The sequence below is a fragment of the Allokutzneria oryzae genome (assembly GCF_042429765.1).
Taxonomy (GTDB): Bacteria; Actinomycetota; Actinomycetes; order Mycobacteriales; family Pseudonocardiaceae; genus Allokutzneria; species Allokutzneria oryzae.
Map to the genome: position 1 here is coordinate 43,956 of NZ_JBHLZU010000030.1, position 12,201 is coordinate 56,156.

Here is a 12,201-nt window from a genome sequence, read left to right on the forward strand (position 1 = left end):
CTAGCCCTTCGCCTGCACAGCGGCCGCGCGGACGGCCTCGGCGACGGCGGGCGCGACCGCCGCGTCGAAGACGCTCGGCACGATGAACGAGGCGTTGAGACGGTCGCCGTCGACCACGTCCGCGATGGCGTTGGCGGCCGCGACCAGCATGTCGTCGGTGATCGTGTGCGCGTGCGCGTCGAGCAGGCCGCGGAAGACACCCGGGAAGGCCAGCACGTTGTTGATCTGGTTCGGGTAGTCGCTGCGACCGGTGGCGACGACGGCCGCGTGCTTCTGCGCCTCCAGCGGGTCGACCTCCGGGTCCGGGTTGGCCAGCGCGAAGACGATCGGGTTCTCGGCCATCGTGGCGACCTGGTCGGCACCGAAGAGGTTGGGCGCCGAGACGCCGATGAAGACGTCCGCGCCGACCAGCGCCTCGTGCAGGGTGCCGCTCATCTTGGTGGAGTTGGTGTTCTCGGCGATCCAGCGCAGGTTCTCGTCGACGAGGCCGTCGCGCTCGGTGTGCACGATGCCGTCGATGTCCACCGCGACGATGTCACCGGGCTTCTGCTTCAGCAGCAGGCGGATGATGGCCGAGCCCGCCGCGCCGACGCCGCAGACCGCGATGCGGCAGTCCTCGATGTTCTTGCCGACAACGCGCAGGGCGTTGCGCAGAGCGGCGAGCACCACGATCGCGGTGCCGTGCTGGTCGTCGTGGAAGACCGGGATGTCCAGCTTCTCCCGCAGCCTGGCCTCGATCTCGAAGCAGCGCGGGGCGGCGATGTCCTCCAGGTTGATACCGCCGTAGACCGGGGCGATCAGCTCGACCGTGCGGATGATCTCCTCGGTGTCCTGGGTGTCCAGGCAGATCGGCCAGGCGTCGACACCGGCGAACTTCTTGAACAGCACCGCCTTGCCCTCCATCACGGGCAGCGCGGCGGCCGGGCCGAGGTTGCCGAGGCCGAGCACCGCGGAGCCGTCGGTGACCACGGCGACGGTGTTGCGCTTGATCGTCAGCCTGCGCGCGTCCTCGGGGTTGGCCGCGATCGCCTGGCAGACCCTGGCGACGCCGGGCGTGTAGGCCCTGGAGAGGTCGTCGCGGTTGCGGAGGGCGACCTTGGAGGCGATCTCCAGCTTGCCGCCGAGGTGCATCAGGAAGGTGCGGTCGGAGATCTTGCGGACCGTCACGCCCGGCAGCAGCGACAACGCGTCGGTGATCACGGTGGCGTGGTCGCCGGAGAGCGTGTTGCAGGTGATGTCGACGACGACGCGGTCGGAGTGCGACTCGACGACGTCGAAGGCCGTGATCACGCCACCGACCTTGCCGATGGAGCTCGTGAGGTCGCCGGCGGCGCTCGCCGACGGCGGCGCCTCGACACGCACGGTGATCGAATAACCCGGCCCCGGTACCGGCATTGCACCCTCCCCGGTCAGTGCTGCTCAGCGGTGCGCACAGCCTAGACCTCGGAGGATTCCGGCACTCGCACGGCTCGGAAAGCCGTGGCGGCGCGCCCGCCGTGACGGGCGCGCGTCGCCGCTACTTGTTGATGACCGTGACCGGGTGCTCGTAGTGCACGTCCTCGGCGGGGAAGGTGATCTCGCCGAAGGGGGACTGCGCGCCCTGCAGGTGGCTGGCGAGTTCGCTGACCGGGTGATGACCGTCGGCGGTCTCCCCAGGCCAGGTCGGGTCGATGCGCTCGGGGCGACGGGCGGCCTTGGCCACGGCTCCTCCTCAACTCGGGAAATACCCGCTCAGTGTGCCTGATGCGGCCCCGGCCCGGCGCGCGCCCATAGGCAGCGAAATCGTCGGCATATAACGTGGTACCGATGTCCGGTCACTCTCTCGTCGACTGGCTGCGCGCGCAGGAGGAACAGGCTCTCGTCGAGCTGTTGCGGGCGCGCCCGGACCTGGCGACCCCGCCCCCGCCAGACACCACCGTCCTGGCCACCAGAGCAGGCATGCGCGCCTCCGTGGTCCGCGCGTGCGAGGACCTGGACTCCTTCACCCGCACCGTGCTGGACGCGTTGGTCGTCGCAGGCGCTGACACCGACCCGCAACCGCTCACCAGGATCAACCGGTTGATGGGCAAGGGCGTGCCCGCGGCGCGCACCAAGCAGGCCGTGCGCGCGCTGCGCGAGATCGCCGTCGCCTGGGGGCCGGACACCGCGATCAGCGTGCTGCCCTCCGCCGTGGAGGTCACCTCCCAGTTCCCGGGGAACCTGGGTCGCTCGGCCCCGCAGCTCGACGAGCTCGACCTGCCCAAGGTCGTCGACGAGCTCGACGCGGGTGAGCGCAGGCTGCTGGAAACCCTCGCGGCGGGCCCGCCGATCGGCCGCACCAAGGACGCCTCCCGCGTGGTGCCGCTGGAGCGCGCGGAGAACCCGGTGCAGAGCCTGATGGCGCGCGGCCTGCTGCTGCGCAGGGACCCCGAGACGGTGGAGCTGCCGCGCCAGCTCGGGCTGCTGCTGCGGGGCGACCGGCCGATGGGCCAGGTCCAGGTCGAGCAACCCGCGCTGGCCACCACCGAGCGCGGTTCCTCCACTGTGGACTCCACTGCCGCAGGTGCCGCGCTCGAACTGCTGCGGCATGTGGAAGGCCTGCTGAAGCTCTGGTCGATCGAACCACCGGGTGTGTTGCGCTCCGGCGGGCTCGGCGTGCGCGACCTGCGCCGCCTGGCCAAGGAGCTCGACGTCGACGAGCCCCGCGCGACGCTGCTGGCCGAGCTCGCCCTCGCCGCCGCGCTCGTCGGTCACAGCGAGGGCACCGAGCCGGAATGGGTTCCGACGACGCACGCCGACACGTGGCTGGCCGCCCCTGCGGAGCAGCAGTGGGCCACGCTCGCGAGTGCTTGGCTGGAGCTGCCGAGGCTGCCCGCGCTCGCCGGGCGCAGGGACGAGAAGGACAAGCTGCTCAGCGCGCTCTCGGACGACTTGCGCAGGCCGGTCGCGGAGAGAGAGCGCAAGCGGGTGCTCGGCGTGCTGGCGGACCTGCCGCAGGGCGCGTGCGTCAGCGATGTCGGCGAGCTCGTCGCCGTGCTGGCCTGGCGGGCCCCGGCGCGTGGCGGACGGCTGCGCGACGAGCTCGTGCGCTGGGCGGTGGACGAGGCGACCGCTGTGGGCGTCGTCGCGCTCGGCGGCCTGTCCACTGCGGGTGCGGCTCTGCTCAACGAAGGTCCGGCCGAAGCGGCCAAGCGCATGCTGGACGCGCTTCCCGAGCCGATCGACCACGTGCTGGTGCAGGCGGACCTGACCGTGGTCGCGCCCGGCAGGCTCGAACCGGAGCTCGCCTCGGACATCGCCCTGGTCGCGGACGTGGAGTCGGCGGGCGGCGCGACGGTCTACCGGATCACCGAGGGCACCGTGCGGCGCGCGCTCGACGCCGGGCGCTCCGCCGCGGAGCTGCACGAGCTGTTCAAGGTGCGGTCACGCACGCCGGTGCCGCAGTCACTGAGCTACCTGATCGACGACATCGCCAGGAAGCACGGACAGCTGCGGGGAGGAGCGGCCGGGTCGTTCCTGCGCTGCGACGATCCCGCGCTGATCGCCGAGGTCCTCGCCAACCCGGACATCACCCGGCTGGAGCTGCGTCGGATCGCGCCGACCGTGCTGGTCAGCCCGCTGGCGCTGGCCGAGGTGCTCGACGGCCTGCGCGGCTGCGGCTACGCGCCGGCCGCGGAGGGGCCGGACGGCGGCGTGGTGGACCTGCGCCCCAGCGGGCACCGCATCCCGGGCAGGTCGCGGGGGACCCGGCGGCCGTTCCTGCCGACGCGGCCGAGCGCCGAGCAGCTCACGTCGGTGGTGCGGCAGATCCGGGCGGGTGACCGGGCCGCCGACGCCCCGCGCGGCGAGGCGGTCTCCACCTCGACCATCGGCACCGCCGCGACCATGGCTCTGCTCCAGGAGGCGGCCGCGGCCAACCGCAGCGTGTGGATCGGGGTCGTGGACTCCCACGGCACGGCGAGCCAGCGGATCGTGCAGCCGGTCAGCGTGGCCGGGGGCGTGCTGGAGGGCTTCGACCACGGGCACGGCGTGGTGCGCCGGTTCCCCCTGCACCGGATCACCTCGGCGGCGGTCGTCGAGGAGCAGTAGGCGCCTCCGTAGCGACTGTCCACTTCGGAGCGACCCGATGCGGTGATCAATTTATCTAGTTAAGCACTCTCCGGAAGTGTCCACAGTGGACATATAACACGTAATCCCACGCCGGAGCTGGCACAACCGGAAAGTTGCCCACTGTCCCTCCATTGTGGTCGCTCTGTACCCGTTGTAGTGCACCGTTGCGCCCTAACGTCGTGGGTAGCTGCGCTCACTCGCCCCACACGGGTGGCGCGTGCAGGAATCGGACAGTGCCTGGCGGTCGACGACCGCCACATCTAGGAGGAACCCCGAATGCCCATCAGCAGGTTGGCGCGGAGATTCGCAACGGTGACCGCGGCGGTAGCCATGTCGGTCTTCTTCATGTCCGCGGGTTACGCCGGCGCCGCCACGGTGGACGCTGACGTCGACGCGAAGGTCGGCGCGAACGTCGGCGTCGGGGTCAAGCTCCCGGTCAAGGTCGGTATCGGCGCGGACATCGACGGCGACGTCAATGTCGGCGTGGGCGTGAAGGCGCCCATCAAGGCCGGTGTCGGCGTCAAGGTCGGCGGCGACGTGAAGGTCGGCGTCGGGGTCAAGGCGCCCATCAAGGTCGGTGTCGGCGTCAAGGCTCCGATCAGGGTCGGTGTCGGCGCTGGTGTCGGCGTCGGCGCGGGTGTCGGCGTGGACGCGGGCGTCAAGGTCAAGCTCCCGGTCAAGGTCGGCGTGCGGCTGCCGATCAAGGTCGGTATCGGTGCGGACGTCGACGCGGGTGTGGACGCCGGTGTCGGCGTGGGCGCCGGTCGCTCCGCCGCTCCCAAGACGGGCGTGAAGGCTGACGTCGACGCGGACGTGAAGGCCGGCGTGCGGGTCTCCGCGGCCGACCTGAAGGTCAAGGTGGCCGCCAAGGTCGACGCGAAGGTCGACCTGGCCGCGAGCGCCAAGCTCGACAAGATCGGTGCCTGCGTGAGCGCCCCGAGCATCGGCGCGTCCGCCAGCGCCAAGCCGGGCGTCCAGGTCGGCAACGCCGGTGTCCTCGGCGCCCTGACCGTCAAGCCGGTCATCAAGGGTCTGAACGTCTGCGCGGGCATCGGCTGATCCAGCCGCTCACAGCGCAAAGCGGGAGCCCCGGTCACATGACCGGGGCTCCCGCTTGTGCAGCCCTTCGTGGACGGGTCACCTTCAGCAGGCGTTGAGCCGGGCGGCCTGGCGCGTCAGGTGATCGCGCTCGGCGAGGTTGGGTGCCTTGTGGGCCGCCTCGGCGTACAGCCGTGCCGCCGTCGCCAGGTCGCCGTCGCGCTCGTGGAGGTACGCCGCCACCGCGACGTGGCGGGGCAGTGAGGCGTCCAGCGCCGCGAGCGCCGCCAGCCCGGCGCGCGCTCCGTCGGCCTCGCCGACGGCCACCGCGCGGTTGAGCCGGACGACCGGGCTGTCGGTCAGGCGCGTGAGCTCGTCGTACCACTCGACGATCTGCGCCCAGTCAGTCTCCTCGGCGGTAGGCGCGTCAGCGTGGAGTGCCGCGATGGCGGCCTGGGCCTGGAACTCGCCCAGCCGGTCGCGGGCGAGGGCCGCCTGCAGGATCTCGACGCCCTCGGCGATCGACTCGGTGTCCCACCGCCCGCGGTCCTGCTCGGCGAGCGGCACCAGGCTGCCGTCGGGCGCGGTCCGGGTGGCGCGCCGGGCGTGGTGGAGCAGCATGAGGGCGAGCAGCCCCGCCACCTCGGGGTGGTCGATCGCGGCCGCGAGCTGCCGGGTGAGCCGGATGGCCTCGGCTGCGAGGTCGACGTCGCCGGAATAGCCCTCGTTGAAGACCAGGTAGAGGACGCGCAGCACGGTGGCGACGTCGCCTGGCTGGTCGAACCGCACACCGGAGACGGTGCGCTTGGCCCGGCTGATGCGCTGCGCCATGGTCGCCTCGGGCACCAGGTAGGCCTGGGCGATCTGGCGGGTGGTGAGGCCGCCGACAGCGCGCAGGGTGAGGGCGACGGCGGACGACGGGGTCAGAGAGGGGTGAGCGCAGAGGAAGTAGAGCTGGAGGGTGTCGTCCACCGCGGGTGCGGGGCCGGGCGCGGGTTCGGCGTCGATGAGGTCCTCGCGGCGGTGGCGGGAGGTGTCCGACCTCGTGGCGTCGAGGAACTTGCGCCAGGCCGCCGTGACCAGCCAGCCCATGGGATCGCGGGGCGGGTCAGCCGGCCAGACGCGGACGGCCTCGACCAGGGCGTCCTGCACGGCGTCCTCGGCCGCCGCGAAGTCGGCTCCGCGGCGGACGAGGATTCCGAGCACACTCGGCGTGAGGCTCCGGAGCAGGGCCTCGTCCAGCTGAGCGGTCACTCCGTGATGGTCGGCGGCTCGGCCAGGAACGGGCGCACCTCGAGCCACTCGTGGATCGGCTCCCCGCCCGCCCCGGGGGCGGCTGACAGCTCACCGGCCAGCTCGACAGCGCGCTCGTGGCTGTCGACGTCGATCACCATCCAGCCGGCGATGAGGTCCTTGGTCTCGGCGAACGGGCCGTCGGTGACCGGCGGGCGCCCCTCACCGTCGTACCGGACGAACATCCCCTCGGGGGCGAGCGCCTGACCGTCGACGAACTCGCCGGTCCCCTCCAGCCGGGTCGCGAAGTCGCGCATGTACTGCACGTGCGCCGAGATCTCCTCCGGCGTCCACTGGTCCATCGGCACGTCGTTGGCCGGAGCCGGAGCGCCGCGGTAGTGCTTGAGCAGCAGGTACTTGGCCATCGTGGTTCTCCTCGGTTCTGGTGCGACCCGTTTCGGTCGCCTTCACCGCAGGGACGGAGCCAGTCACGCGTTCTCGACATCGCCGCCCGAACTTTTTTTGGCTCTCGCGACCGCGGGCCCCAGGGAGCCGTTGCGTGCTCATAACGGGAGGGAACGCTCCCGAATCCCGGTACGGGTACGAAACGGAACCACCCGGCCCGCGCCGCTCGCGGCCAACCGGCTAGGCGCCGACCGTCATCCACTGGCGCATGGCGTGCTCGACCAGGGTGATCAGCGCCTGCTTGGTCGACTCCTTCGTCCGCGCGTCACAGGTGACGATCGGGACGGAGTCGTCGATGGTCAGCGCGTCGCGAACGTCCTCGACGCGGTGGTGCAGCATGCCGTCGAAGCAGTTGAGCGCCACAATGTAGGGCAGCTGCCGGTCGTCGAAGAAGTCGATGGAGGCGAAGGCGTCGGCCAGTCTGCGGGTGTCGACCAGCACGACCGCGCCGATGGCGCCGCGCACCAGGTCGTCCCACATGAACCAGAACCGGTGCTGACCGGGGGTGCCGAACAGGTACAGGATCAGGTCCTGGTCCAGCGACACGCGGCCGAAGTCCATCGCCACCGTGGTGGTGACCTTGCCCGGCGTCGCGGACAGGTCGTCCACGCCGACGCTGGCCTCGGTCATCACGGCTTCGGTCGTCAGCGGAACGATCTCCGAGACCGAACCGACAAAAGTCGTCTTCCCCACACCGAAGCCACCGGCCACGACGATCTTCGCCGAGGTCGTGGCCTGTCGGGTATCCGGTGTGTGGGGGTTAGAGCCTGCGGAGGCCACTGAGCACCCTTTCGAGGAACGCAAGGGACGGCCGGTCCCCCATGACCAAGCCGCTCTGGTGGATCATGACAAGGCCGAGGCCAGCCATGTCACCGATCAATACGCGTACCACTCCGAGTGGCAAACGCAAGTGTGCGGCGACTTCTGCGACCGATCGGGTCTCCAGGCAGAGACCGCAGATCGAACGGTGCTCCGGCAGCACGGCCGCGTCCCGCTCCCTGCCGCGGTCGCTGGTGGAGATCAGCGCCTCGATGGCGAGATCGTAGTCGGGCCGGGTGCGCCCGCCGGTGCGGGTGTAGGGCCGGACCAGCGAACCGGACTCGGTGAACGGGTCGGGCTCGTGCACGACCGGGACGTGCTGTGCGGGGACCGAGGAGATCGGGGACTCGTCGACCATGCCCCCGCCGAAGAGGTCGGCGCCCGGCCCGCCGAACAGGCCGGTGCCGCCGAGACCGTCGCGCGGCGACAGCAGGGGGTTCTCCTGCGGCCCGTCGCCGGGGTTGTCGCGCTCGTCCTCAGGTTCGTCGTAGCGGAATCCACCCAGCGCCCACTCCCGGTAGTCGAAGCGGTCGCTGGAGAATCCGGGTCCCGTCGTCATCGCGACCTCACCCCACCTGGCTCTTCACTTATCTGCGCACGACGCCCTGCAGCTGCGCACGCAGCTCCGGCGTGAGCTGCTGACCGACGCGGTCCACGAGCAGGGTCATCTCGTAGGCGACCAGGCCGATGTCGCAGTTCGGCGCCGCCAGGACGGACAGGCAGGCGCCGTTGCTGATCGACATCAGGAACAGGTAACCCCGCTCCATCTCCACGACGGTCTGGGCGACGTTGCCTGCTTCGAAACACCGTGCCGCTCCCTGGGTAAGGCTGACCAGACCGGAAGACACCGCGGCAAGCTGTTCTCCGCGATCGCGCGGCAGGCCCTGGGACCCGGCGAGCAGCAGGCCGTCCGCCGACACCACCACGGCGTGGGCGACACCGGGAACCCTGCGCACGAAGTCAGTGATCAACCAACCGAAGGTGCCAGGCTGCTGGACCGACTCGTTCACTCCTGCTCCTCGTCCTGACGGCCGTGACCGGGGCCGGACTGCTCGGACTGGCCGCGATCGGCGGCCAGCGTGTCAATCCTGGCATGCCGCCCGCGACGCAGACCCTGCTGGAAACTCGACATCCTGCCACGGACGTTGTCCGGGGTGCGAGAGCTCTGTGGGGCCTTGGTCGCCGGAGCCTGCGGACGGGGTGCCGCCGAACCCGGGACGAGCTGGGCCTTCGGAACCCTCTTGGGCAGACCGGCCGAGGTGACGCCCTGGCTGACGGGGTTGTTCAGCAGCGCGTTCGCCGCCTCCCAACCCTCGTCACCGGGAGACTGCCACACCGACCTCGCGTCCCGCTGCGGGGTGGGTACCGGTGTCGGCTCCGGGGCGGCGGTCGCGCGGATCTCCGTCGGCTGCTCGTCCTGGCCCTGGACCGACCGCTGCCGCTTGGGCAGCGGTGCGTCGAGCTGCTGGCGCGCCGGCTGTTGGGCTGCGGGCTGCTGGACTGCGGGCTGCTCGGCTGCGGGCTGCTCGGCGGGCGGGGCCGGAGTGGCCAGGGGCTCGTCGACGGTGGCGCTGAGCGCGGGCTCGCCGAGCGGCATCTCCCTGGGGTGCGCGGCGGGCTTGGGGTCCGCCGCCTGGAACCACTGGGAGAGGATCTCCTCGTAGATGGGCAGCCGCTCGGTCGGCGCGTCCATTTCCCGCTGGCCCCCCTTCGGCCCGGTCCCGTTGAACTCGGGCGCGGGCTGCTGCTGGTTGGCCGGGGCGTCGATCGGCAGGGCCCCGCACGAGCCGTCGAACTCGCCGTTCGGGTCCGGCCGCTCGTCCTCGTAGGACACCGGAGCGGGCTGCTCGTCGACCGGCAGCGTCGGCGGCTTGGCCGGGTCCAGCTCCCCGTCGGCCGCGACGACCTGGATGTCCAGGTCCATCGGCTGCGCGGGCTCGGCCGAGCTCGCCGGCTCCGCGGAGGCGGCAGGCTCTGCCCGATCGCCCTGGGCGAGGGCCCTGGTCACGTCGCCGACGGTCAGCGGCGGTGTGCCGGAGACGCCGGGGTAGCTCGACGCCTGGCTCGTCTCCGCCGGGGTGTGCACGAACAGGGAGTTGGTCTGGAACTCCGGCGCGGGCTGGCTGGGCGTGCTCGGCTGGCTGGGCGTGCTCGGCTGGCTCGGGGAGCTCGGCTGGCTGGGCATGCTGGTGCTGGGCTGGGCTCCGACGGCGGGAAAGCCACCGGTGACCGGTCCGCCGAGGGTGGTGGTGCGCGGCGGCACCGGCTGCACGATGTCGGCGGGGATGACCACCAGCGCGGTGGTGCCGCCCTCGATGTCCTCGTTGGACCGCAGCTTGACCTGGACCTGGTGCCGCTTGGCCAGCCTGCCGACCACGAACAGGCCCATCCGGCGGGAGACCGCGACGTCGACGTCCGGCGGCTCGGCGAGGCGCTGGTTGGCCTCGCGGATCTCGGCGTCGGGCATGCCGACCCCGCGGTCGGAGATCTCCACCGCGAGCTCGCCCTTGCGCGTGCGCGCCGTGCGCACCACGACCTTGGTCTGCGGGTCGGAGAACGCGGTCGCGTTGTCCAGCAGCTCGGCGACCAGGTGCACCAGGTCGTTGACCGCGCGCCCCTGGATCGCCAGGTCGGGCGCCGCGCCGACCTGGACCCTGGCGTACTGCTCGACCTCGGAGACCGCGGCGCCGACGACGTCGGAGACCGGGACCGGGCGGGTGAGCCTGCGGGTGAGGTCGTTGCCGGAGAGCACCAGCAGGTTCTCGCTGTTGCGCCGCATCCGGGTGGCGAGGTGGTCCAGCTCGAAGAGGTTGGACAGCTGGTCGGGGTCCTGCTCGTCCTGCTCCAGCCGGTCGATCAGGTTCAGCTGGCGTTCGACCAGCGCCTGGCTGCGGCGGGAGAGGTTGACGAACATCGCGTTGACGTTGTCGCGCAGGATCGCCTGCTCCGCGGCCAGCCGGACGGCCTCGCCGTGCACCGCGTCGAAGGACCGCGCCACCTGGCCGATCTCCTCGGTGGTGTGCACCGGCACCGGCGCGACGGCGATCTTGGACGCCTCCGTCGGGTTCGGCGCGGCGAGGATCTTCTCCACCGCGTCGGGCAGCTGGTGGTCGGCAACGGCGAGCGCGGTCTTGCGGAGCACGCGCAGCGGGCGCAGCAGCGAGCGGGCCACGAACAGCGCCAGGATCACCGCGAGGGCCAGTGCGCCGAGCACCAGCGCGGAGTCGCGGATCGCGTTGGTGCTGGCCGTGCTGGCCAGCGTGGAGCTGTCGTTGCGGAGCTGTTCGAGCAGCTTGGACTCGACGTCGTAGATCAGGTTCACGGTCAGCGTCGACGCGACGTCCCACTGCTCGGGGGTCGCGGTGAGCTGCTGGTTGGTCTCGGCGTTCTGCAGCGCCGATTCCTCGATGTTGTTGGCGACGTCGACGATGAAGCCGGTCACCATGTCGTCGAAGAGCCTGCGCTGCTCCGAGGTGGCCGACTTGCGGAAGTCGTTGCGCGCGGCCTGCAGCTCGGCGTCGACGGCGAGCAGCTGGCGGAGCTGGCCGGGCGCGAACTTCTTCTGCTGCAGCGCGTCGAGCAGGATCGCCCGCTTGCGCGAGGTCTGCTCCTTGGCCCTGGCCACCGACAGCACGCTGGCCTGGAGGTTCATCAGCGCCGGGTTGTCGGTCTGGGCGAGACCGAGCTCGGTGAGCGAGAGCAGCTCGTCGATGGACTCGCTGTAGGAGCGCAGCACCGCGTCCTCGGGGTAGCGCGAGGGCTCCTGGACCGCCTGGCGGATCTTGGTGAGCCGGTCCAGCTGCTGCGCGGCGGTGTCGTAGATCGCGGCGTGGCCGGGGGCCAGCCGCGGGCTCAGCTCCTTGACCTGCTTGCGGAACTCGTCGACCGAGTCGAGCACGCGTTTGCGCTGGCGCTCCATGACGACCTGGTCGCCGTTGCGGCCGCTGGAGACGTACCGGACGGTCAGGTCGCGCTCGCGTTGCAGGTTGTGCACCAGCGTGGAGACGGTGCTGCTGAGCCGGACCTGGTTGGCCAGGCGCTCCAGCTTGCTGGCCGCGGCGAGGTCGGAGGTCACCCGCAGTCCGCCGAGCGCGAGGGCCGCGACGGTGGGGATCAGCAGGACGGCGAGCAGCTTGGTCCGCAGCCGCCAGTTCCGCAGCCGCCACCGCGAGGCGGGCAGGTCCTGCTCGGTGTCGGTCACCGGCGCTCCGGGGGACGCGGCGACGGTGGTGCCCGCCTCATCTCCGTCACGCTTCGCAGCCGTCCCGTCACCCTTTTCGGGGTTTTCGGCAGGAAGGGCTTCCCCTTCTCCGGTCCGGCTGGGACCTCTCTCTCGACGCGCCACCCTGGGCTTCCTCTTCCGGCAGCAGTGACTCGATCCCTCCCCGGACCGAGGTCGGACTCGCGAATGCGGGCCGCATTGCAGCACAGTCCCAGCTACCAGCGCCAGCCTCACCAGCGCTGAACAGCGGACTTCCCCTGCGTGGGGCCACGGGTCGCTAGCCCGGAGAGCGTAGTGGTACGGACCAGCGAACGGGAAGATGAGACAGCGGACAG

10 protein-coding genes are annotated in these 12,201 nt (G+C 71.3%); 2 read left to right on the plus strand and 8 right to left on the minus strand.

Going from position 1 to position 12,201, the window contains the following annotated elements; translation table 11 throughout:
- Together ACFFQA_RS33630 and ACFFQA_RS33635 are read right to left on the minus strand one after the other, a co-directional pair.
- Positions 1–1,395 (minus strand): NAD-dependent malic enzyme, encoded by a 1,395-nt coding sequence (locus ACFFQA_RS33630; RefSeq protein ID WP_377861068.1) that lies wholly within the window; start codon positions 1,393–1,395, stop codon positions 1–3.
- 121 nt (positions 1,396–1,516) lie between these two features.
- The gene (locus ACFFQA_RS33635; RefSeq protein WP_377861070.1) at positions 1,517–1,702 is read right to left on the minus strand and encodes a hypothetical protein; all 186 of its coding nucleotides are present in this window, start codon (positions 1,700–1,702) and stop codon (positions 1,517–1,519) included.
- 104 nt (positions 1,703–1,806) lie between these two features.
- On the opposite strand from ACFFQA_RS33635, the gene ACFFQA_RS33640 reads away from it, so the two are divergent.
- The gene (locus ACFFQA_RS33640; RefSeq protein WP_377861072.1) at positions 1,807–4,068 is read left to right on the plus strand and encodes a helicase-associated domain-containing protein; all 2,262 of its coding nucleotides are present in this window, start codon (positions 1,807–1,809) and stop codon (positions 4,066–4,068) included.
- A gap of 333 nt (positions 4,069–4,401) precedes the next feature.
- A complete protein-coding gene (locus ACFFQA_RS33645; protein WP_377861074.1) occupies positions 4,402–5,148 on the plus strand; it encodes a hypothetical protein in 747 nt (248 codons plus the stop codon).
- An 84-nt stretch (positions 5,149–5,232) separates the two neighbouring features.
- Here ACFFQA_RS33645 and ACFFQA_RS33650 read toward each other — a convergent pair whose 3' ends face one another.
- The 6 genes from ACFFQA_RS33650 to ACFFQA_RS33675 form a co-directional block, all read right to left on the minus strand.
- Positions 5,233–6,369: an RNA polymerase sigma factor gene (locus tag ACFFQA_RS33650; protein WP_377861126.1), complete on the minus strand. Its 1,137-nt coding sequence runs from the start codon at positions 6,367–6,369 to the stop codon at positions 5,233–5,235.
- Positions 6,370–6,377: 8 nt separating this feature from the next.
- The gene (locus ACFFQA_RS33655) at positions 6,378–6,785 is read right to left on the minus strand and encodes a YciI family protein (protein ID WP_377861076.1); all 408 of its coding nucleotides are present in this window, start codon (positions 6,783–6,785) and stop codon (positions 6,378–6,380) included.
- Positions 6,786–7,005: 220 nt separating this feature from the next.
- Positions 7,006–7,605, minus strand: coding sequence for a GTP-binding protein (locus ACFFQA_RS33660; RefSeq protein WP_377861078.1), 600 nt, complete (start codon positions 7,603–7,605; stop codon positions 7,006–7,008).
- Positions 7,586–8,203: a DUF742 domain-containing protein gene (locus tag ACFFQA_RS33665; protein ID WP_377861080.1), complete on the minus strand. Its 618-nt coding sequence runs from the start codon at positions 8,201–8,203 to the stop codon at positions 7,586–7,588. The genes ACFFQA_RS33660 and ACFFQA_RS33665 overlap by 20 nt, the downstream gene beginning before the upstream one ends.
- A gap of 28 nt (positions 8,204–8,231) precedes the next feature.
- A complete protein-coding gene (locus tag ACFFQA_RS33670) occupies positions 8,232–8,654 on the minus strand; it encodes a roadblock/LC7 domain-containing protein (RefSeq protein WP_377861082.1) in 423 nt (140 codons plus the stop codon).
- Complete coding sequence (locus ACFFQA_RS33675; protein ID WP_377861083.1) at positions 8,651–11,845, minus strand: sensor histidine kinase; 3,195 nt, start codon at positions 11,843–11,845, stop codon at positions 8,651–8,653. The genes ACFFQA_RS33670 and ACFFQA_RS33675 overlap by 4 nt, the downstream gene beginning before the upstream one ends.
- Positions 11,846–12,201 lie beyond the last annotated feature (356 nt).

Bases quoted from the DNA above. Each gene is read 5' to 3' on its own strand.
- ACFFQA_RS33655 (WP_377861076.1), bottom strand. From the start codon at position 6,785: ATGGCCAAGTACCTGCTGCTCAAGCACTACCGCGGCGCTCCGGCTCCG.
- ACFFQA_RS33630 (WP_377861068.1), bottom strand. From the start codon at position 1,395: ATGCCGGTACCGGGGCCGGGTTATTCGATCACCGTGCGTGTCGAGGCG.
- ACFFQA_RS33640 (WP_377861072.1), top strand. From the start codon at position 1,807: ATGTCCGGTCACTCTCTCGTCGACTGGCTGCGCGCGCAGGAGGAACAG.
- ACFFQA_RS33665 (WP_377861080.1), bottom strand. From the start codon at position 8,203: ATGACGACGGGACCCGGATTCTCCAGCGACCGCTTCGACTACCGGGAG.